The 23,333-nt window shown below is 32.9% G+C and carries 18 protein-coding genes and 1 riboswitch; of the genes, 14 read left to right on the top strand and 4 right to left on the bottom strand.

What is annotated here, in order from left to right; translation table 11 throughout:
* Nucleotides 1-3: 3 nt before the first annotated feature.
* Entirely contained in the window at nt 4-2,739 is a 2,736-nt protein-coding gene (locus tag BLV35_RS09725; protein WP_091088799.1) for a carboxypeptidase-like regulatory domain-containing protein, read from the top strand.
* A 71-nt stretch (nt 2,740-2,810) separates the two neighbouring features.
* Here the strand turns inward: BLV35_RS09725 and metK are convergent, their stop codons facing one another.
* From metK to BLV35_RS09710, 3 genes are all read right to left on the bottom strand, one after another.
* A complete protein-coding gene (metK, locus tag BLV35_RS09720; protein WP_091089281.1) occupies nt 2,811-4,061 on the bottom strand; it encodes a methionine adenosyltransferase in 1,251 nt (416 codons plus the stop codon).
* 445 nt (nt 4,062-4,506) lie between these two features.
* The gene (locus BLV35_RS09715) at nt 4,507-6,459 is read right to left on the bottom strand and encodes a DsbA family protein (protein WP_091088796.1); all 1,953 of its coding nucleotides are present in this window, start codon (nt 6,457-6,459) and stop codon (nt 4,507-4,509) included.
* Nucleotides 6,456-7,619, bottom strand: a complete 1,164-nt coding sequence (locus BLV35_RS09710) for a pyridoxal phosphate-dependent aminotransferase (RefSeq protein WP_091088792.1) — start codon at nt 7,617-7,619, stop codon at nt 6,456-6,458. Before BLV35_RS09710 ends, BLV35_RS09715 begins: the two co-directional genes overlap by 4 nt.
* A gap of 1,000 nt (nt 7,620-8,619) precedes the next feature.
* Here BLV35_RS09710 and BLV35_RS09705 point away from each other — a divergent pair.
* The 12 genes from BLV35_RS09705 to BLV35_RS09650 all read left to right on the top strand — a co-directional run bounded on the left by BLV35_RS09705 (nt 8,620) and on the right by BLV35_RS09650 (nt 21,356).
* Nucleotides 8,620-8,925 carry a hypothetical protein gene (locus BLV35_RS09705; protein WP_091089277.1) on the top strand — a complete coding sequence of 102 codons (306 nt, stop codon included), beginning with the start codon at nt 8,620-8,622 and terminating at the stop codon, nt 8,923-8,925.
* A gap of 188 nt (nt 8,926-9,113) precedes the next feature.
* Nucleotides 9,114-9,311, top strand: a complete 198-nt coding sequence (locus tag BLV35_RS09700; protein WP_091088790.1) for a hypothetical protein — start codon at nt 9,114-9,116, stop codon at nt 9,309-9,311.
* A 582-nt stretch (nt 9,312-9,893) separates the two neighbouring features.
* Nucleotides 9,894-11,168: an O-acetylhomoserine aminocarboxypropyltransferase/cysteine synthase family protein gene (locus tag BLV35_RS09695; protein ID WP_091088786.1), complete on the top strand. Its 1,275-nt coding sequence runs from the start codon at nt 9,894-9,896 to the stop codon at nt 11,166-11,168.
* Nucleotides 11,169-11,697: 529 nt separating this feature from the next.
* Nucleotides 11,698-11,904, top strand: a complete 207-nt coding sequence (locus BLV35_RS09690; protein WP_091088782.1) for a hypothetical protein — start codon at nt 11,698-11,700, stop codon at nt 11,902-11,904.
* 176 nt (nt 11,905-12,080) lie between these two features.
* A riboswitch (SAM riboswitch) is annotated at nt 12,081-12,189 on the top strand.
* Nucleotides 12,190-12,269: 80 nt separating this feature from the next.
* Nucleotides 12,270-15,656, top strand: coding sequence for a bifunctional aspartate kinase/homoserine dehydrogenase I (thrA, locus tag BLV35_RS09685; protein WP_091088779.1), 3,387 nt, complete (start codon nt 12,270-12,272; stop codon nt 15,654-15,656).
* Between the two features lie 102 nt (nt 15,657-15,758).
* Nucleotides 15,759-16,193, top strand: a complete 435-nt coding sequence (locus BLV35_RS09680; protein ID WP_091088775.1) for an OsmC family protein — start codon at nt 15,759-15,761, stop codon at nt 16,191-16,193.
* A 98-nt stretch (nt 16,194-16,291) separates the two neighbouring features.
* Nucleotides 16,292-17,464, top strand: a complete 1,173-nt coding sequence (locus tag BLV35_RS09675; protein WP_091088772.1) for a trans-sulfuration enzyme family protein — start codon at nt 16,292-16,294, stop codon at nt 17,462-17,464.
* A 141-nt stretch (nt 17,465-17,605) separates the two neighbouring features.
* A complete protein-coding gene (locus BLV35_RS09670; protein ID WP_091088768.1) occupies nt 17,606-18,700 on the top strand; it encodes a hypothetical protein in 1,095 nt (364 codons plus the stop codon).
* Between the two features lie 18 nt (nt 18,701-18,718).
* Nucleotides 18,719-19,327 (top strand): DUF481 domain-containing protein, encoded by a 609-nt coding sequence (locus BLV35_RS09665; RefSeq protein ID WP_091088765.1) that lies wholly within the window; start codon nt 18,719-18,721, stop codon nt 19,325-19,327.
* A gap of 85 nt (nt 19,328-19,412) precedes the next feature.
* Nucleotides 19,413-19,931, top strand: coding sequence for a dienelactone hydrolase family protein (locus tag BLV35_RS09660; RefSeq protein ID WP_091088761.1), 519 nt, complete (start codon nt 19,413-19,415; stop codon nt 19,929-19,931).
* Nucleotides 19,932-20,059: 128 nt separating this feature from the next.
* On the top strand, nt 20,060-20,884 hold the full coding sequence (locus tag BLV35_RS09655; protein WP_091088757.1) for a BRO-N domain-containing protein: 825 nt from the start codon (nt 20,060-20,062) through the stop codon (nt 20,882-20,884).
* Nucleotides 20,885-20,945: 61 nt separating this feature from the next.
* Nucleotides 20,946-21,356 (top strand): RrF2 family transcriptional regulator, encoded by a 411-nt coding sequence (locus BLV35_RS09650; protein ID WP_091088753.1) that lies wholly within the window; start codon nt 20,946-20,948, stop codon nt 21,354-21,356.
* A 74-nt stretch (nt 21,357-21,430) separates the two neighbouring features.
* On the opposite strand, the gene BLV35_RS09645 is transcribed toward BLV35_RS09650, so the two are convergent.
* Nucleotides 21,431-22,219 carry a sulfite exporter TauE/SafE family protein gene (locus tag BLV35_RS09645; protein ID WP_091088751.1) on the bottom strand — a complete coding sequence of 263 codons (789 nt, stop codon included), beginning with the start codon at nt 22,217-22,219 and terminating at the stop codon, nt 21,431-21,433.
* A 326-nt stretch (nt 22,220-22,545) separates the two neighbouring features.
* Between BLV35_RS09645 and BLV35_RS09640 the strand changes: the two genes are divergently transcribed.
* The gene (locus BLV35_RS09640; protein WP_091088748.1) at nt 22,546-23,247 is read left to right on the top strand and encodes a phosphoadenylyl-sulfate reductase; all 702 of its coding nucleotides are present in this window, start codon (nt 22,546-22,548) and stop codon (nt 23,245-23,247) included.
* Nucleotides 23,248-23,333: the final 86 nt, after the last annotated feature.

Below are 23,333 nucleotides of genomic sequence, written 5' to 3'. Positions count from 1 at the left end.
TACATGAAAACAACAATACAAATTGCTTTTCTTTTTATTACTTCTATTTTTTATTCCCAATCTATAAAGTTGGAGGGATTTATTAATGATTCTAAATCGGTTGGACTTGAAATGGCAAATGTCATGGCCGTAAATAGTACTACAAAAGCGATGGATGCCTATGCAATCACAAATGATAAAGGGAAGTTTTCTCTAAATTTGAAACCTAATACTACATACAGTATCAAAATTAGCTTTTTAGGGATGCAAAATAAAGAAGTCGAAATTGTTACTTCTACAGAAGATATAATTAAAACTATTGTTCTTCAAGAAGGAGGAATTGAGTTAGATGGTGTAGAGATTGTTCGAGAAATGCCAGTTTCTATAAAAGGAGATACCATTGTTTATAATGCAGACTCTTTTAAAACAGGGACAGAAAGGAAGTTAGAAGACATTCTTAAAAGACTGCCTGGTGTAGAAGTAAATGCTGATGGGGAAATTGAAGTCGAAGGAAAAAAAGTTACTCAGATGATGGTTGATGGCAAGAAGTTTTTTGAAGGAGACACGAAGTTGGGATCAAGGAATATACCTGCTGGTGCAGTTGATAAAATTCAAGTGCTTAGAAATTTCTCTGATGTAAGTCAATTGAAAGGATTAGAAAATAATAATGATGATGTTGCTATTAATATCAAGTTGAAATCAGGTAAAAAGAGGTTCTGGTTTGGGGATGTTTCTGCTGGAACAGATTTTGTAGATCGATTTATTATTAATCCAAAATTATTTTATTACAGTCCCAAGACGAGTGTTAATGTAATTACTAATTTTAATAATATAGGAGATGTGCCGTTATCTAATAGGGATTATTTTAGATTGACAGGAGGATCGAGAAATACCATTGGAAGAAGCGGAACAAATTTCAATGTTTCAAGCAATGATTTAGGAATTTCTACTCAAAGGAATGATAAGGCTCAAAACATTGAAAATAGATTTGGGGCGATTAATATAACGCAACAGATGTCAAAAAGTTGGAATGTTAGTGGTTTTGGGGTCCTTTCTTCGAATAAAACACTTACAAATACACAGACAAAAATAGGGATATTTCAGCCTAATTCAACTGCTATAAAAACAAATGAAAACAGGTCTGATTTGTCTGATTTGAGAAATAATTTGGCTATTTTTAAATTTGGATCAAAGTTTAAGCCTAATGTAAATTTTCAATTTGATTATGATATATCTGTTCGTAAATCAAATCAAACTGAAGATAATGATTTGTTGACGAATTCAGTTACTTTTGGTTCTTCGGGAGATATAGTTCAGAACAATGCGATAAAGTCTTTTAAAAAGCAAGATCCTATAGCAGTAAATCAGAGTGTGAATATGTTTTGGACTCAGAATAAAAAAAGTACTTGGGCATTTGAGATGCAACATTTATATCAGGATGAAGATCCGTTTTATAATCCTGATTTACAAAATGATCCTTTTCCGTTTTTAGGTTTTGATTCAAACCAGAGTAGTTTTAATATAAATCAAGATCGATTTGTAAAAACAAATAAATTAGATGTAAAAGCAGATTATTATTACTCGTTAACAGCTAAAAGCAATCTGAATTTTACTTTGGGAAATACTAATTCTCATCAGGCTTACAATTCGTCAATTTTTCAGATTTTAGATAATGGAGATCAGTCGGTTTTGAACAATGATGAATATAAAAATGATGTTACCTATGGTTTTAATGATGTTTATTTAGGGGCACATTACAAATTTATTACAGGTAAATTCACATTTAATCCCGGTCTAACTGTACACAGATATAGTACCTTTAATGAGCAGTTAAGTGCTAAGGTTGAAGATAATTTTTCTCGAGTTTTACCTGATTTATTTGCTCAATATCAAATCAAGAAGTCGGAATCATTAACCTATAATTTTAGAAAAACGAATGTATTCAATGATATTAATTCATTTGTTCAAGGGTATATCTTTTCAAATTTTAACTCCTTCAATAGAGGGAATAGATTCTTAGAAAACGCATTACAAGAAACGCACTCTTTAAGATATTTTAAGTATAATTTATTCAATTTCACGACTGTCTTTGGAAACCTAAATTATAGTAAGACAACTGATCCAGTAGTAAATAGAGCCTATTTTAATGGGATAAATCAAGTGAGTGAAAAAGTAAATGCTAATTTTGAAAACGAGAGTATTAATGGCGTCGTTGGGTATCAACGTTCATTCCTTAAGTATTATAAAGCCTCTGTTAATTTAAATTTAAATTGGTCTAAATTCAATAGCTTAAGAGCAAATCCAGTAGATCCTTCAGATCCTTTAATTGATTTTGTACAAACAACAGAGTCTTTTTCTCAAACGTATAAAGGTTCACTGGGAACTCAATTTAAAATTTGGCCTAATTTAGAACTAGGGTATTCATTGACATTAAACGATTATCAAAATACTACTTTCAAAACAAAACAACCATTTGTAAAATTAGATTATTTCTTCTTAAAAGCATTTTCATTAACTGCGGATTATAATAACTATACCTATTCAAATTCTGAAGGGACAATAAATAATAAGTATGAGTTTTTAAATTCTAGCTTTAGTTACCGTAAAAAAGATGCTAAAATGGAATATACAGTCGCTGCGACAAATTTATTAAATACTAAAACTCTAAATGATGATAGCTTTAGTCAAACGGGATATAGTTCATCACAGTATATAGTTCAGCCTAGATATATTATATTTTCGTTAAAATATAATTTATAAATAAACCGTGTTTAAGCAAAAAACCAGCTCAATTGAGCTGGTTTTTTTATGTCTTTTAATTGAAAATCTAATTACAATCCAAAAGCTTCTTTCACTTGGTCAACAAAATCTAATTTCTCCCAAGTAAATAACTCAACTTCAACAGTTTTTGTTAATCCTCCTGGAGCAGAGAAAGTTTTAGTAACCGTTTCTGGCGTACGTCCCATGTGTCCGTAAGCGGCAGTTTCGCTATAGATAGGATTTCTTAGTTTTAGACGTTGCTCAATAAAGTAAGGACGCATATCAAAGATTTCTTCTACTCTCTTAGCAATTTCTCCGTCTCTTAAGCTTAGTTTTGACGTTCCGTAAGTATCAATGAAGATTCCCATTGGCTTCGCTACACCAATAGCATAAGAAACCTGAACTAGAATTTCGTCAGCTACACCAGCAGCAACTAAGTTTTTAGCGATATGACGTGTAGCATAAGCGGCACTTCTATCCACTTTACTTGGATCTTTTCCAGAGAAAGCACCACCACCGTGAGCTCCTTTTCCTCCGTAAGTATCTACAATAATTTTTCTTCCTGTAAGTCCAGTATCTCCGTGAGGTCCTCCAATTACAAATTTACCCGTTGGGTTGATATGATATTGAATAGTATCATTAAATAAATGAGCGTGAGCAGGATTTTTAGCAATGATTCTTGGAATCAAAATCGACACTAGATCTTTTTTAATTTTAGCAAGCATAACTGATTCTTCATCAAAATCATCATGTTGAGTAGAAATTACAATAGCATCAATACGTGTAGGCTTATTGTCATCACTATATTCTAATGTTACCTGTGATTTAGCATCTGGGCGTAAATAAGTAATTTCATTATTTTCACGTCTAAGAATAGCTAATTCCTGTAATAATTTATGAGATAAATCCAAAGCCAATGGCATGAAGTTCTCTGTTTCATTAGTAGCGTAACCAAACATCATTCCTTGGTCACCAGCTCCTTGATCTTCAGGATTAGCTCTGTCAACACCTTGGTTTATATCTGCTGATTGTTCGTGAATAGCAGAAAGAATACCACAAGAATTGGCTTCAAACATGTATTCGCTTTTTGTGTAACCAATCTTTCTGATTACTTCACGAGCAATATGTTGCACGTCTAAGTAAGTATTTGATTTTACTTCACCTGCTAAAATTACTTGACCTGTAGTCACTAAAGTTTCGCAAGCTACTTTTGAATCAGCATCAAATGCTAAAAAATTATCAATTAATGCGTCTGAAATTTGATCTGCAATTTTGTCTGGGTGTCCCTCACTTACAGATTCTGACGTAAATAAATATGCCATAATAAATATAAATTTAAAATTAAGGGAGGAAAAATAATTGCTGGAAATACTAAAGTAGAGTTTCTGCTTTAGCATTTTTTCTACTGAAAATTTTTCAGCATCCATAATGAATTCGTTTCATTATGAAGAGGTTGCAATCAGTTCAAATTTTTCCTCTTGTAATTGAGTGCAAAGGTATGAAACCATTTTGAATTGTAAATTAAACTTAAGTATTTTTTTTAAGTTAAAAGGGTTGCAAGCCATAAGGCTATAAGTTAGTGTTATTTGGGCGTGCCTCCATTAGTAAAATGAGCCATCTAGTTTGTGCGTAGTGGCTCATTTTATTAATGCTGTCGTGCTATTCGTTGCAAGTCCTCAACAAGTTCCGCTAGCGCTACACTTGTTTGCGGGCTTTTCACTGCTATCACTCACGCGGGTTTGGGAATTCTCATTGCCATTTAGAACATTACCAAACACTACTTATCTTCTTTTTTGATTTTATAGAATACGTCCACATCATGCCGTTTTTGCTGTCATGTTTTTCAATCTTTCCTTGATGATACAAATCATTTAAAATTAGATTGCTCTCCTCAACACTACAATCACTTATAAAAGCATATTCTGTAACGGTCATGTTATTAAATCGTTGGAATAACGATTCTGGACTTAGTTGGATGTTGTTTTTGGTAACATTAGGTATGAATTTCCGAATGATTTCTTCAAATTTTTCATACGGTTGTAAACCTGTTATGGAGGTTTTTATTTCGTTGTCTATAGAAAACAATATTGTTGGAAAAGTAGTGACTTTTAGTTTTTTAGCATAATCTAAATCTTCATTAAACAAAGCTAGCCCTTTACCATTTATATCTTTTAAAAGTAATGCCGAATCTAATCCACAAGTCAAAGCGGCTTTTTCAATTTCGGGCCATTTGCTAATATTCCTTTTTTCGATAAAAATCATTTCCTGTAAACGTCTTAAAAACGAAACTGCTTTGTCATTACTTTGAATCTGAGCAGCTTTAAACGCAATCGACGGTGGGTAGGAGGAATGAAGTGGGTCTTCAATCCAGATGTCACCATCCAGCGGAGTTTTGTGTTCTTTACTTACCTCTTCCCAATGTTTGGCAGCGTCCAATGGGTTTTTGATGATGCCACGATCATAATTTTTCCATGATGGCAATAAGCCACCCATATGATATTGAATGTCAATATAGTCACCATATTCTAATTTTAGCTTCCTTAAAACGGGCTGAATCACCCAGCAAGTAGAGCAAATAGGATCTGTAAAATAAGTGATTTTAAGAGGTTTATTAACGGGCTCTTTTTTGTCTTTGTCAGTTACCAAAGGCAAGATATAACCTCTTTCGCTGTGTTTCTTAGGTTCCAAAAAGATTGTTTTCAGCAATCGGCCTTGTTCTAAATGATTGGTAAGATCACTGTAGCGTTCTTGATAATAGGTGTCAAAAGCTTGTTCAATCGAGGAAGAATTTATCAAGGTTTTTGTCAAAGTTTTGGCGTCAAGAAGAGCGTTGGTTGTTCCTGCACTCGTAAACGGCACCGCAAGATGCGCCGCATCACCAATCAAAACCACATTTTCTTTATGAAAAGTAGGCAAAGTATCAAAATCTCTAGTTTTCCAGATGTAAGAAGTGCTGAAATCATTGGCGTCGAGAACGGCTCTGACTTCGTCGGGGAAATCGGTAAGCATGTCATAACAAAACTTTTGAAGCGCTTCAGGGCTTTTTCCTTCGTCTCCAGAGGCTAGTTTGACATCATATTGCATAAACCATACTGATTCTTTGCAGGAAGCTGGAATAAAGCCAAACGCCAAACCTTTGATTTTGCTTTGGTATTTCTGAAAAACAACTTTTTCGGGATCGTCTATGGCTCGTTTTTTCGAAATCCCTACAATCTCATGTACTGCTACTGGAGTAAAATTGACTTTTCCAAATAGCGACTCTCTTACTTTAGAATTACTTCCATCGGCACCGATGAAAATGTCACCATATTCGATTTCTCCATTTTCAAAAACCGCGGCAATCGCAACATTATTTTCGTATAAAAAATGAGAAAACACGCGTCCCATTTTTAAATTTTTATTTGAAAAAAAAGAATATAAGTGTGAAATAAGATCAACACGTTTCATACAATGCCATCCGTCTAATTTGATTCGGATTTCTTCATCGCCGTTGGGTCTTTTTAAACTGAATAAATTGACGTTTTGTTTGTGCAAAGTAGAACTTTGTTCTTTCGCAAATTCAGATAATATGGAAAGTCCATCGGCACTCATCAAAAATGCATGTCCTTGATTGACCATACTTGCTGATCTCTCGCTGATAACAACATCCCAGTTTTCTTTTCGCAGCAGTAGTCCCATTGTAAGACCAGCTATACCGCCGCCTAATATAACTGCTTTCATATTAAAACGGTTTTAATTCTATTCATTGCTTCATAAATCACTTCTTCAGAGGTGGCAAAACTCATTCGAATATGACCTTCGGCACCTTCTCCAAACCATTGTTTTAATCCTGGTACAACAGCTACTTTTGCATCTTGTAGTAAGAGTTCGTAGATTTCTTGACTTGTTTTCTTGGTTTCAGTAATGTTGGTAAAAGCAACATAGCAGCCATCAGGAGCAATGCAATTAAAACCAGGGATAGTATTCAATTCGTCTACTATTATGCTTCTAACCTTTGTGAGATGCGTGACAAAATTATCTAGATAATACCCGCATTCGTTCAAAGCAGCACTGGCAGCCACTTGTGATAAAACAGTAGCGCCATGTACGGTAGAATTATGCAAAGAAGTGTCCATTAAAAGTTTGAAATGGTTTTGATTGTGTGCAATTACAGCACCAATTCGTAAACCGGCAAGGCCATAGGATTTACTAAACCCAGTAATGGTAATGGTTTGATTTCGTATTTCTTCATTGATAGAAGCGATACTGGTAAATACAGCTGGTAAAAACACAATATCACTCCATATTTCGTCAGACAAAATAATCAAATTGTGTTTACAGGCAATTTTTCCCAGAGTTGTAAGTTCACTTTTAGAAAATACTTTCCCCGTTGGATTTAGCGGATTACACAAGCAAATCATTTTGGTGCGTTTAGTAATGAGTTTTTCCATTTCCTCAAAATCAACATTTGAAGTTCCTGCTGGAATTGCAAACGAAACCGCTTTTCCTCCCACATTTTCAATAGAATATCGGAATAAAAAATCGACGGGGTCAAAAATAATGGCTTCGTCGCCAATGTTTAAAAAAGCTTTGCAAGTCAAAAAGATGCCAAAAGCAGCACTATCCACGGGAAAAGCAAATTCAGGTTGCACAGGTACATTTCGTCGTTGCTGAAAATAAGTAGCTATACTCTCTTTAAACTCCGGAAGTCCTTCGGGAGGCGTGTAGCAAAAATAGCGGTCTTTTGCAAACTTGGCGACGGCTTCAGCAATTTCAGGGGCACTTTTAAAATCGGGATCCGCAGCAGTAAGTGGAATAACACCTTCAGGAACTGTTGCCCATCTTAAATTATAGGCGCGTTTTTTGAGTAAGTCAAAATCGATTGCATTGTTTTGAAACATTTTATGTGTAGGTTTTGAGATTTGTGGTGCATTGAAAAATCAATTGCGTATTTCAAAAATAAGTGTTTTTTAATTAGTAGGAACTTCTTCTGTTTAATTATTTGTAGTGTAGTAATGCGGTGCCTTTTTTTTTTTAAAACTAAATTCAAATTGTTGCTATTGTGTTGTGAAGGACTATTTATTTGGAGTACAGTAAAAAAACGCAGAATAACTGCAGTTGTAATTGGTTCAAGCCGTTTGATTTTCGATAATTATATTAAAAATGATAATAGTAGTATCTACATTAAAGTAATTTTTTGGTCGTGTCAGTATTCCCAAAAGGGGCTGTTTTCTCTGTGGGTAGAGATTTATAACCGCTACTAGTCATGCTGGTTTTGGTAATTTAAAGATGTTTTTTGTGAAATAGAAAACTTGGATTAATGCTAAAAAGAGTCTTGGCCTAAAGCCTTAATTATAAAGGTGTAAGCTTTGTAGAAAAAAATAAAAGTTTATACGCATTACGTACTACGCGAATCCTTGCGTGTGGCAAATAACCGGATGATATGTGTTTTTACTTTCTTCGCATCAATAGTAATGAATTTTTCACAGAATGTCGAGCCGTATGAAAAGCTCCTTTGTATAATTATTAATGAAGCGCTATTGGTTAGTTGTTTTTTACTTAATAATTTAATGACACACTGTTTACTTATGATTGAAATCATAAAACTATTTTAGTATCGTTTTAGTACTGATGTGAAAAGAGGAATTTTTATGACTTTTTTCTGAGTTATCATTCGTTAAAAACGTAACGTATCTGATATTGTGGTTTTTAAACGAGTATATTTTAGTTCATTAATGTTAGTTGGTAAATTTGTTAAAGCTATAGATAGAAAGACTTTATATTTTTTTAAATTAAATGTTTTATCCGGTTTTTAAAACAGGAAAAGAGGGGGGTACCTCAAACTATACTAAACGTAAGCTAGGAGTTAGGAATAATTTATTAATCAAAAAACACTTTATTATGAGAGCAATTGAAAAGGTTTTAGTACTTGAAAAAAGAGCTATAGGAAAAGAAAATACCGGAAATGAAAAGTGGGATAGATATCTGGATGATTATAATAATTACGTTAAAGAATACAATAAGCATTATTTGAATGCATTAAAAGGAGATGAACGATCCATTTCATTGTATCCCTATATGAAAGAGAAATGGGAAGCTTTGAAGAAACGACTCGTTAAAGCATACAACAATAAGCGATTGAGCGATCGACAAATTCGAAGAGTGGTTAAAATTAACACGAAAATTGTTAAAGCTTACTTTAAGTAAAATTACTTATCAGGTAACCTTAATGAAAGATTTGTTATAGCGTTTCTAGAGACGTGTTTTATCATTGTCTTTAGCGGTTATGTAGTGTTAGCAATAGTGTAGATTATAATGGATGGAAGGATTTAGGCTAAAGGATTTAAGTAGCTTAAATAGGAGAGAGGAAAAACAAACTGCTAAAAATAATTATCATGAAAACATCAAAAACAACTTCGTTAACATTAAATTTTGAAAGCAAGTTACAAAAAGGAAAAAGGGGAGAGCCTATTATTGATTTAGTTCACCCAAGGATTCAAGTTAGAAGAACCAACTCTTTTGGGTTAAAAAAGACTTCAAATTCATTAATGGTACAAATGTATTCTCAAGAAAATGAAGTGTTGTTCATATAATTGAAAGTCGATTCTAAATTAAAGAAATGTAATATGAGCAAAAATACTTTGTATCATTTAAAATAAATCTATTATTAAAAATAGCATTAAGTTTTATGATTTTTTTTTAAATAATTGATTAGTTGTGTTTTAACAGAAAGGCTTTTATTTGTTATTTTTTAAAATATATTAGGATATATAAATTATTGTGAGCAAATTTGTTGCAACAAAAGGAGGATATCATGAATTTAAATGTTTGTAATAAGTCAAAAGCCATGCAGGAAAATTCCTGAGGGTAGTCTATTGCTTCAATTTAAAATCTTAAATATAGCATAAGCTTTCCTCAAAAAGGGAAGCTTTTTTTTTGAAAACTAAACAAAGATATTTTTAAAATAATAAATAACAATTCAAAATGGTTAATCTAAATTTTAAACAAATCAACTCATCAATTGTCAAGTCTATGATTTGTGCAAAAGCCATGATGTGTGTTTGTTTCAGGTGATCCAAAGTATAAGTTTATAATACAACTTAAAACCCTTTTGGATACCTATCTGAAAGGGTTTTTCATTTAATAAAAAAGAATAAAATCAAAAAACTAAAATTATGAGCACATTAAAATTTGAAACAAATGCCTTACATGCCGGACATGATGTAACAAAACACGCAGGGACAAGAGCAGTGCCTATTTACCAAACATCATCTTATGTGTTTGATAATTCAGAGCATGCGGCTAATTTATTTGGATTAACCGAAGCAGGTTATATTTATACAAGATTAAATAATCCAACAAACGATATTTTAGAACAACGCTTAGCAGCGCTTGAAGGAGGAATTGCGGCAGTCGTTACCGCATCTGGAACAGCAGCAATTGCAACAGGTTTATTGACCATGTTAAAAACGGGAGATCATATTGTAGCTTCAAGTAGTTTGTACGGTGGAACATTTAATTTACTAAATGCTACTTTACCAAGATTAGGAATAACAACTACTTTCGTAGATCCTTCGGATGCACAAAATTTTGCGAAAGCTGCCAATGACAATACCAAAGTAATTTTTGTAGAAAGTTTAGGGAATCCTAAATTAGATGTATTGGACTTAAAAGCGATAGCAGCAGTAGCTAAGGCTTTAAAAGTGCCGTTTGTAGTTGATAATACGGTCGCTTCACCTGCTTTGTTAAACCCTATTGCACATGGAGCGAATATTGTAATTCATTCTTTAACTAAATACATCTGTGGTAATGGAACTTCATTAGGTGGTGCTATTATTGATGCTGGAACTTTCGATTGGAGTAGTGGTCGTTTTCCTGAATTTACAGAACCTAATCCGGGTTATCATGGTTTAGTTTATCATGATGCATTAGGAGCTGCTGCTTATATAGCAAAAGTTAGAATTGAAGGACTGCGTGATTATGGAGCGGCTTTGAGTCCTTTCAATGCTTTTCAAATTATTCAAGGATTAGAGACATTATCCATTCGTGTGAAAAAACACAGTGAAAACGGATTAGCTTTAGCACAATGGTTAGAGTTGCAAGAGCAAGTAGCTTGGGTAAATTATCCAGGATTGAAATCAAGCAAATATTATGATTTAGCACAAGAGTATTTACCAAAAGGACAAAACGGATTAGTGACCTTTGGTTTAAAAGGTGGTTTTGATGCTGCTAAAAAAGTAGCGGATGACACAAAATTGTTTTCGCTTTTAGCAAATATTGGTGATACAAAATCCTTAATTATTCATCCATCAAGTACAACGCATCAACAATTGTCAGAAGAGCAACAATTAACTTCTGGAGTTTCTAAAGATTTGATTCGTCTTTCTGTCGGATTAGAGGATATTGAAGATTTAAAAGCGGATCTAAAAGCTGTTTTTGATTTATTGTAATTAGATCACTTTTAAAGTTTTTTTAATTCTAAAGATGGTTTTTGGTTGTAAATGGTATCAAATGTTAATATTGACCATTTTTTTAATTAGTTACATGAAATTATCGTTAAATCATTGTGAATCATTTGGAATTTGTGGAATTAAGTGAGATATTTGTTCAAGAAAAATACCAAAAATGAATTTAAATATTTGTAAACAATTTGTAGTCGTATCGAAGAAATTCGGGAGCTTGTAATTGCATTAAATTATATAAAAATATAATATAGCAAGAGCCTCCCAAGATAATTGGGAGGCTCTTATTTTTAAAGAAATAGTAACTTTCAAGTTAAATAAATTAAATGAAGATATTTTTAAATAATAAGATTCAGATCCTTGTCGCAATGTTTTGCGCAAAGTTCTGTTGATTCCAAAAGTACAAGTTTTTATAGCTTAAATCCTTTTGGTAATTTTTCCAAAAGGATTTTTTTTATAATAGAAAATAACAATAAGAATATAATAATAGAAAACAAACAACTTAAATATATATATCATGAGCGCACCAAACAGATTTTCAAGGGCATTGGAACTTCTTAGAAACTTAAGAGGTAAAAAAAACAGCAACAATGTAATTACAATTGATGAACTAATTAATCCAAGATTGGGTATAAATATATCAAAAGGGAAAAATGCTAAAAATGTAGTCAACTCATTACAACTTTTGATGTATTCAAAAGAAAATGACACACTTTTTATTTAATTGAAAGTTATTCAACATAGCTTTTTACACGTGAGGAATTTCTGAATTGTTTGATTCAGCGAGGTCTTGCGTTTTTTTGTTAAATATATTTTTTGCTAATAATCAGAATGGTTAAAGTTTGGTTGTTATAAAAATATGTAGTTAATTTGCAGTAATAAGTTCACACACGTATTGAAATGTTATAAAGAAAGGACGAGGGATTAGACCCGATGAAGCCTTAGCAACCCTTCGAGAAATCGAAGAAGGTGCTGCATTCTACCACTCCTAAAAGTGGAAAGATAACAACAAGAATTTCTCTAGTATTTGCCTAGTTTTTTCTTTCTAATATTTCCAAATACAAATCAAAATCAATAAAAGATTTGAAATTGGAAAATAAACCAACACATATTACCATACAAAATTTCACCACGTATAATGGTGCTTTTTATGCTGCGCTAAACTTAAGTTTTCAGGTTTTTGGCGCTCCATTGCATACAGCCCCCATTATTTTAATTAATCATGCCTTGACTGGAAATTCACAAGTAATTGGTGAATCTGGCTGGTGGAATGATATCGTGGGAGTAGATAAAACCATTGACACTAGAAAATATACCATTGTCTCATTTGACGTGCCAGGTAATGGTTTCAATTCGGCTACTATCGAAAATTACAGAGATTTTATCGCAAGAGATATTGCTAGAATTTTCATCGAAGGACTTCGCGTTTTAAAGATTGGTAATTTATTCGCTCTCATCGGAGGTTCTGTGGGTGGTGGAATTGCTTGGGAAATTTTGGCCTTAGAGCCAAAATTAGCTCAAAACTTTATTCCTATTGCTACAGATTGGAAAGCGACTGACTGGTTGATTGCTAATTGCTATTTGCAAGAGCAAATTCTAAATAATTCTAAAAAACCTATCGAAGATGCGCGTATTCACGCTATGTTATGCTACCGCACGCCAGAATCTTTCAAAGAAAAATTTAATAGAGACATCAATATACAACTAGAAACTTTTCAAGTGGAAAGTTGGTTGAATTACCATGGCGAAAAATTAGAAAAAAGGTTTCAGCTTTCGGCATATAAGATGATGAACCAACTTTTAAAAACGATTGATATCACTCGGAATCACGAGACATTAGAATCAATTATATCTAAAGTGGACGCCAATATATACATTGTAGGAATCAATTCGGATTTGTTTTTTACAGCAAAGGAGAATAGAGAAACCTATAACGAGATTAAAAAATTTAAAAATAATGTATTCTATAGTGAGATTGACTCACAACATGGGCACGATGCCTTTTTGATGGAATATGAACAATTAGACAATTTATTAGAAGTTGTTTTCAAAAATAAAAAGCAGATGAAAATAGTTAAATTTGGCGGTAAATCTTTAGCAAACGGCAAAGGTATCGACACCGTTTTGGATATTATTGAAGGTAAGATAAAGCAACAAGAGAAAATTGCTGTTGTTGTTTCAGCAAGAGGAAAGGCAACGGATGAGCTGGACGATATTCTTACTATTGCAGTTAAAAATGGAAATTACAAACCGCTTTTAGAAAGTTTTAAAACCTACCAAAAAGATGGTTTTGATAAAGTTGATTTTTCGACTGAATTTGAAAAATTAGATAAGCTTTTTGAAGGTGTTAGCTTGATTGGCGATTTTAGCGTGAAGATTCAGGATCAAGTTTTAGCACATGGCGAAGTACTTGCAGCTAAATTATTGGTATTTTTATTGAATGAAAGAGGTATTCCTGCTAAACTAGCAGACACCAGAGAGTTAATTATTACCGATTCTAATTTTGGCGATGCACAACCTTTAGACGCCGTTTCTAAAAAGAATTTCATCCAAATTTTTAAAGAAAACAAAGATGTTGTTTTGGTGATTACTGGTTTTATTGGTTCGAATGTTAAATATGAAACCACTACTTTAGGTAGAAACGGAAGTAATTATACGGCATCATTGGTTGCTAATTATATCAATGCCGAAGAATTGCAAAACTTCACTCATGTTGACGGAATTTACACTGCCAATCCTGAATTAGTTTTAGATGCTAAAAAGATTGAATCTTTGTCCTATAATGAAGCAAATGAAATTGCTAATTTTGGAGCGAATATTTTGCACGCCAAAACCATCATTCCGTTATTAGAAAAAAATATTCCACTTCGAATTCTGAATACGTTCAATCACGAAAATAATGGAACTTTAATTACGTCAAATTCTAATGCGAGCGGAATTAAAACATTATCTGTTTTAGAAAATGTTTCTTTGGTGAACTTAGAAGGAAGAGGATTACTTGGAAAAACGGGAGTTGATGCTCGAATTTTTAGAGTGATGGGGGATAACGATATAAGTGTAAGTATTATTTCGCAAGGTTCTTCAGAAAGAGGAATTGGACTAGTGGTTGCTGCTGATAAAGCAACAAAAGCAATGATCGAATTAGAAAAGGAATTCGAAAATGATTTCTATTCTAAGGATGTCAATAAGATTACAGTGGTAGACAATGTTTCTGTGATTTCAATAATAGGTCAGGATTTGAGCACGTTTCATAAGCCTTACACGGCATTGATAAAAAACAAAATTGTCCCTATTCTTTTCAACAATACAGTAACGGGTAAGAACGTTAGTTTGGTGGTTAAAAAATCAGAACTAAACAAAGCGTTGAATGTTATTCATGGAGAGATTTTTGGCGTAGCCAAGAAAATAAATATTGCTATTTTCGGACATGGATTAGTGGGAGGGACTTTGATAAATCAAATCTTAGAGTCAGCTGCAGCTATCGAAAAACGAAAAGATATTAAACTCAATGTTTTTGCTATTGCCAATTCTAAAAAAGTATTACTTAATAAAAACGGAATTAACGCAAACTGGAAAAAAGAGCTGGATACTGATGGAATTGGTTACACTTTAAATGATATTATCGGGTATGCAACTGAACATCATTTAGAGAATTTGATCGCTATTGATAATACAGCATCGGCAACTTTTGTAGAAAATTATATTCCGCTAGTAGACAGTAGCTTTGATTTAATTTCATCAAATAAAGTGGCTAATACATTGAGTTATGGTTTTTATAAAGAACTAAGAGGTGTTTTAGAAAAAAATCAAAAGAATTATTTGTACGAAACTAATGTAGGAGCAGGATTACCATTGATTGATACTATTAAATTACTACATCTTTCGGGTGAAAACATTACAAAAATTAAAGGGGTATTCTCAGGAACTCTGAGTTATTTGTTCAATCATTTCTCTGCCAAAGATGTTCCGTTTAGCGAAATATTAAAAGAAGCAATTGATAGTGGATTCACAGAGCCAGACCCAAGAGAAGATTTATGCGGGAATGACGTGGGAAGAAAATTATTGATCTTAGCAAGAGAATTGGATTTACAAAACGAATTTGATGAGGTTGCTATTCAGAATTTAATTCCGGAACACTTACGTGAAGGAAGTGCCGCTGATTTCTTAACTAAATTGGAAGAGTTTGATCCTATTTACGATAAAATAAAAAGCGAACAAAAACCGAATCACGTTTTGAGATACATAGGGGAGTTGTCTGGAGATTTGCAGCATGACAAAGGAATTTTGGAAGTAAAATTAGTTTCCGTACCTTCGGATACTGCTTTAGGTGGATTGAAAGGTTCTGATTCTTTCTTCGAAATATATACCGAATCTTATGGAGATAGACCAATTGTAATTCAAGGCGCAGGAGCAGGTTCTGCTGTAACTGCAAGAGGAGTATTTGGAGATATTTTGAGGTTGTCTGATAGAGGCTAATGATTTAAGATTGTAGAATAACGATTTTGGATTTCAGATTAAAAAAAATAAAAATCCGCGTTTAGAATCCGTTTTATCCGCGTTCAAATAAAAAACGTAACAATGAAAATTACATTAAATAGAGTAAACGACAATTTCCATTTCGAATTAAAAAACGAAAGAGGACATATAGTAAACGTAGACAGCCGTCCAGAATTTGGAGGTGATGATCAAGGACCAAGTCCAATGGAATTAGTTTTAATGGGAGTTGCTGGATGTAGCGCTATTGATATGATTTCGATTCTAAAAAAACAACGCCAAGTGATCACTTCATTCAAAGCTGAGGTAGAAGGTGAGCGCGTGCAAGTAGGAGAAGCAAAACCGTTTAAAGATATCCACTTGGTTTTTTACTTAGAAGGAGATATTAAAGAAGACAAAGCGGCAAAAGCAGCCCAATTATCTTTTGACAAATATTGCTCGGTTTCTAAAACATTAGAGCCAACAGCAACAATACATTATAAAGTAGTTTTAAATGGGGTCGAATTAGCAAAAGTCTAGTTTATCCACTTTTATAATTAAATAAAATTCACTATTTTTTTGTGTGCCTCTGAGTTTCCTTCGTGAATCTCTGTGGTACACTTTTAACAACCAATAGCATGAACGAAGAAAAATTTGGTTTTGAAACCGAAGCCATCCGTACCCAATTAGAACGCACCCAATATTTAGAGCACTCCGTTCCATTATACTTAACTTCTAGTTTTGTATTTGAAGATGCCGAAGATATGCGTGCCTCATTTGCCGAAGAGAAAGACAGAAACATTTATAGCCGTTACAGTAACCCGAACACGAACGAGTTTGTGGAAAAAGTGTGCAAGATGGAAGGGGCAACTGCTGGTTTTGCCTTTGCTTCAGGAATGGCCGCAGTGTATTCAACCTTGGCTGCATTATTGAAATCAGGTGATCATATTGTCTCTTCCAGTAGTGTTTTCGGAGCGACACATTCGTTGTTTATCAATTATTTTCCAAAGTGGAATATTCAAACATCGTATTTTGATATAAACGAGCCAGAAACTATTGAAAGTTTCATCACGCCTGATACAAAGATTCTTTTTGCTGAATCACCTACAAATCCTGCAGTTGATATTATTGATTTGGAATTGCTAGGGAAAATTGCCAAGAAGCACAATTTGATTTTAGTAATCGATAACTGTTTTGCAACGCCTTATTTGCAGCAACCTATAAAATGGGGAGCGCATTTAGTGGTTCATTCGGCTACAAAGTTAATGGATGGTCAAGGAAGAGTTTTAGGTGGTGTAACTGTCGGTGAACCCGAATTGATTCATAAAATTTATTTGTTTAGTAGATTAACGGGGCCTTCATTATCTCCATTTAATGCGTGGGTTTTATCAAAGAGTTTAGAGACGTTAGCGATTCGTTTAGATAGACATTGCGAAAATGCAATGAAAGTGGCTGAGTTTTTAGAACAGCATCCAAATGTGAATCGTGTAAAATATCCGTTCTTAAAATCACATCCACAATATGAAATTGCTCAAAAGCAGATGAAAGCGGGTGGTAATATTGTCGCTTTCGAAATAAAAGGTGGACTAGAAGCAGGACGAAATTTTTTAGATAAGATAAAACTGTGTTCGCTTTCGCCAAATTTAGGTGACACGAGAACCATTGTGACACATCCTGCCTCTACAACGCATAGTAAATTATCAGTTGATGAAAGATTAGCGGTAAGTATTACTGATGGATTGGTACGTGTTTCTGTAGGACTAGAAACCGTGAAAGATGTCATTGCCGATTTAGAGCAGGCGTTGGATTAAAATTTTTAAAATGTGATAATGAGTATTGTATGATATTTTATTTTTTGTTAATATTTTATTAATAATTTGTTAAAGAGTTTTTTTTCTTTTCAATTTTGTTATGATATATCAGAAAAAAATTATTAATTTTAAATCAAGAAAATGAAAAAACTTATTATTTTATTTGTGGTTACATTAGGATTGTTTGGTTGTGAAGATAATTCATCTCGGGATGTTTTGAGTTCTCAATTAACAAATGACAATACAAAAGAAATCTTTGAATTAAAACAAAAAGCGATTGTTCCAATTTTGGTTATGTCCAAAAATAAACAATTTAAACAGTTTGTTTTGAATGAATGTTTAAAACAGGAACATGGTGAGTATAATGTTTATTTATCTAAAATTATTACAGAATATAAGGACAATCCTAGTTTTAGTGAGTCTATTTTGGAATTAGCAGCATTGGCTACTAAAATAAAATTTTTAAACGGTGGTATTGAGCCATTGCTTTTTTATCCTAGGGCAGAAACTATTGAAGAAAGTAGATTAAATCAAAAGTCTTCTGCAACAGCAAGATTAGCTGAAGAAATGGTACTTGTAAATCAAGATGATTATGATATAGGTACCAACTCAAGTCCTGGTTATGTCTTAACTTTTGATGGTGAATTAATTTTTTATGACAATATTACTGAAGATTTTTCATGGGAAAATGATGTTTGGGTAATTGGACAAGAAGAAGAAGGAGTAATAATGTCTTCAGTAGGAGATGAGATAATATCTTCTCAAGTTTTCACAAGTACACCGCAATCAAGATTTGATGGACAACCAGAATACGGGGGGATAATTCAAGTAACAGATTTGGGTGCTGTTGAGCCATGGGTTCTAGGAAAATTAGAATTTAGAATTGTTATTTTAGATTCAAAAGGTGTTGTAATTAAAGAAAAAGAATTTGATAAACGTAAAAGAAGTCATTTTAGAAATAAAAAATGGTATGATTATGGTTATTTTGTTGGTAATTGGAACCTGCCTGCTATTGGTAATTGGACAACTGAAAAATGGATGGAAATGGATGGAGGTAAATCGTCTTCTGTTACTTTTAAAGTTCCAGCATCTGGACCTGGGGGAATACCTTTTGATGTAACTATTCCAAGTAAAGAAAAAGATGATGATTTAGGGTTATCAATGATTCAGTTTACTGAGCCCATGGATCAAGTTTATAATCTTACTCATATAAATATCAAAAGAAAACATCAATAAATAATATAATTTAATTTTATGAAATATTTATTCTTTTTTGTTTTTTTAATTGTAAGTTATAAAGGTGTTTCTCAAAAGAAAATAAGCACATATAATAAATCATTTCAATTTGATATTGGAACCTCCTTTAATGGGTCAGGTGATTTGGGAGGTTTTGTTGTTTATAGCGAGTACAATAAATATTTTAAAAAACACTTTTCCTATTCTGTAGGATTGGGAGCTACTTTTCATGATAATTCCTCCATATCTAATAATTCAATAGATGAAAGATCATTGTACATTACGATTGCAGGGCTTGAAGTGCTTGGAAAGATAGGATATAGTTTTGTAAAAACAAACAAACATGATTTAGGTGTAAAACTAGGCGTATTGATTAGATATCAATCCAATTCTACGGATAGTTATGAAACAGATTATCCACCTTACAATGGTTATAATGTACCAATTGTTATAATTGTTAATAACGAACCCCAAAGATCTCTTTCTTTAGGAGGGATAGCACAATTATGCTACAACTATAGCATTAATGAAAAGATATTTGTTGGTACATCAGGTTCTTTTCAAAGTGATACGAATGAAGATGCAATATCAAAATTATCTTTAACTTTTGGTATGCGTTTTAATTAAAATTTAAAGTATTATTTAATTTAAAGCTTTTTAAAAGAAATTTTGAGAAGCTTTTTTTATTTAATTATTAAGCTTTCTTTAAAAAATGAAACCAAAACTAATCATCCTGTCAGACGTGTGGGGAAAAGAAAAATCGAACTGGATTTTGGGTTATGTTGAAATAATAAAAGATAAGTTTGATATTCAATATTACGATTGTTGTGAATTGGGAGGGATTGATAAATCTATTTTTACGGAACAAAATCTCCACAATCAGTTTGTGAATGGTGGAATCGAAATTGCAGTAGAAAATTTATTAAATAAAGAAAAAGGAGAAATTAAAATTCTTGCCTTTAGTGTTGGTGGGACTATTGCTTGGAAAGCAGCTTTAAAAGGATTAAAAGTTAGTGACTTGGTTGCAGTATCTTCAACTAGATTGCGAAATGAAATAGAAACGCCAAATTGTCGAATTAGATTACTATTTGGTGAAAATGATGTAAATAAACCCAGTCTGGATTGGTTAAAAAAGCAGGATGTGTCGTTTGAAATTTACAAAGATATGAAGCATGAAATGTATGTAGAAGCTAATTTAGTAAAAGACATCTGTGATGAAATCTTAAAATGAGAGATTTAAAATTTAAGATTGTTTTCGATGCTTGTTAGTAAGATTAAACAGCTGTTGTGTATTTCGGTAATAGAATTTAGTACATTTATATTAGCCTTAAAAATTAGTTTAAAAAAGACAGTTTATTTATGGATGATATAAAATTATTTGAAGCTAAACAAGTACGAACTTCATGGAGTGATAAAGAAGAAAAGTGGTATTTTTCAATTGTAGATGTGATTGCTGTTTTAACCGAAAGTATTGATGCGAATGGATATTGGCGTAAGCTAAAGCAACGGCTTAAAGCTGAGGGAAATGAAACCGTGACGAATTGTCACGGGTTGAAAATGCAAGCAGCTGATGGCAAAATGCGAATGACTGATGTTGTTGACACTGAACAGCTCTTCCGTTTAATACAATCTATTCCTTCGCCCAAAGCGGAGCCGTTCAAATTGTGGTTGGCTCAAATTGCTAATGAACGATTAGATGAAATGCAAGATCCTGAACTCACCATTGATAGAGCATTAGAACAATATTTGAATCTTGGCTATAGCGAAAGTTGGATTAATCAGCGGTTAAAAAGTATTGAAATTCGCAAAGAATTAACTGATGAATGGAAGAGATTAGGTCTAAAAGAAGGGCATCAGTTTGCGAGTTTGACCGATATAATTACCAAAACCTGGTCAGGTCAAACGACCAAAGAATACAAAACACTGAAAGGGTTGAAAAAAGAAAACTTGCGAGATAATATGACCAACACCGAATTAATTTTGAATATGTTGGCTGAAGCTAGTACGAAAGAAATATCAGAAGCGGTGGATCCAAAAAATTTTAATGAAAGTAAAATCATTGCCAAACAAGGCGGTGCAATTGCAGGAAATGCGAGGAAAGAATTAGAAGCTAAAACAGGCAAAAAAATCATAACGGGTTTAAATGCTAAAACATTTTTAGACGATAACGAAAAAAAGCTATAAATTCGTCATGAAGCAAATCTATAAATCGTTAATTCGCATTCAACAATCATAAATTTTACCAATGCTTTCAAAGAAAACTAAATACGGTATCAAAGCTTTGACTTTTTTGGCTCGCCAAGAAGATCAAACACCCGTTGCTATTGCTGATATTGCAAAAAGTGAAAATATTTCGGTTAAATTTCTGGAAAGTATTTTATTGCTTTTGCGTCATTCTGGTTTTTTGGGTGCTAAAAAAGGCAAAGGTGGCGGTTATTATTTGATTAAAGACCCAAAGGACATCAATATGGCCAAAGTGTACCGAATCCTTGAAGGACCGATTGCCTTATTGCCTTGTGCCAGTCATAACTTTTATGAAAAATGTGATGACTGTAAAGATGAGGTTGCTTGTGCAGTACGCAAGTTAATGACCGAAGTAAGAGACAATACATTAAAAATACTAGAGAATAATTCGCTTGCAGATATAGCTTTTTAATTTTTAGGTAATATAGAAAAGACCCTTTCATTGGATAAACAATGAAAGGGTCTTTTTGTGTCAATTAATTATTTTTAAGCTAAAAAAACAAGTTTGTAGCCTACAAAGAATAACATTCCTGCAATAGCATTTCTAAGTAATAAATCGGGTACTTTACCACTTAGCATACTTCCTATAAAAATTCCGGGAAGCGATCCTATTAATAATTGACCTAATAATCCTAAGTCTAAATTCCCCATGGTTGCATGTCCTAAACCGGCAACTAAAGTTAATGGAACAGCATGAGCAATCTCGGTTCCAACAAGTTTTGGTGTTGCTAATATTGGATACAAGAAAAATAATGTAACGGTTCCTAATGCTCCGGCTCCAATTGATGTTAAGGTTACAGTAGCACCTAATAAAACCCCTATGGCAACAGTCAATAAGTTTTGTGTTTTACTCTCGCTATGAAACTTATCGCCAGCATGTTTTTGAGAGAAGTTTAAAAGCTTCTTTTTGAATAAAACAGCTATTGAAGTCATCAGTAATGCCCAGCCCAAACTGTATTTAATGACTGCGTTTAATGCGGTAATATCTGTTTTTATACTATGTAAAATCCACAATGTTACTAGCGCAGCTGGAACACTACCTAATGAAAGCCAAGCTGTGATAGTCCAGTTAATATTCTTTTTCTTGTGATGCACATATATACCACCCATTTTGGTAAATGCTGCATACAATAAGTCAGTTCCAACAGCCGTTGATGGAGGAATCCCGAACCATAATAAAATGGGCGTCATCAAAGAACCGCCTCCTACACCTGTTAACCCTACGATAAAACCAACAGTTAAACCTGCAATGACTAATCCTATTTGAAAATCCATACAATTAATTTTTCGCCAAAATTAATAACTATTTTATAATTATCCTATAGGGGAAGTAGGCTAATTGGAATATATTTGAAAAATTAAAGATTTATTAGAATAGCATTACGTTATTTAGGAATAATAGTAAAGTAATTGCGATTAATGATTAATTCAATAATTAGTAACGGATAAAGGTCTAATGTGCTTTTTTTGAGTCAGTAACGTATTGTATGTTTTGGAATAAAAAATCAAAATTTTGTTTTGTAGTGTGGAAATAAGTGTTACTTTTGCCTCATAATCTACTAAACCGATAGGGTAATAGATTTTGTATAAATTAAAATAAAATGAGCACAACGATTGTACAAACATTAATAGAAAAAACAAAAGACTTTTCAATAGAAGAGGCTTTTACTTTTTTAGCAGATGAATATAAAGACAAAGTGGTTTTTTCAACTTCTTTTGGACAAGAAGATCAGGTGATTACGGCTTTAATTGCCAATAGCAACGCTTTAATCAATATTTTCACCTTAGATACAGGACGTTTATTTCAAGAAACGTATGATGTTTTTCATAAAACATTAAAAAAGTATAAAAAACACATTGAAGTATATTTTCCTGAAGCTGCTGATGTTCAAAACCTATTGAATGCAAAAGGACCGAATAGTTTTTATGAGTCGGTTGAAAATAGAAAAGAGTGTTGTTTTATTCGAAAAGTAGCGCCACTTACCAAAGCTTTAAAAGGGAATTCAGTTTGGATTACAGGATTAAGAGCAGAGCAATCAGAAAATCGAAATGACTTGCATCTTTTTGAATACGACGCCAAGTTTGAAATAATCAAATTCAACCCATTGTTAAAATGGTCATTGAAAGAAGTAGAAGATTATTTAGAACAAAACAACGTACCACAAAATGCCTTACACAAAAAAGGATTTGTAAGCATCGGATGTGCGCCTTGTACTAGAGCAATTGCCGAAGGTGAAGATATAAGAGCCGGAAGATGGTGGTGGGAATCGAGTCACAAAGAATGTGGTTTGCACGGGAAATAAAGTTCAAAAATAAGTAGATAGAGGTTCTAATTAAGATTTATAAACGAATATAACTCCGTTTGCTCTCCCCCTCCTTCGGAGGGGGT

The sequence above is a fragment of the Flavobacterium gillisiae genome (assembly GCF_900107635.1).
Classification (GTDB): domain Bacteria; phylum Bacteroidota; class Bacteroidia; order Flavobacteriales; family Flavobacteriaceae; genus Flavobacterium; species Flavobacterium gillisiae.
The sequence above is the reverse complement of the archived record's forward strand: the minus strand, read 5'-3'. Positions and strand labels throughout refer to the sequence as shown.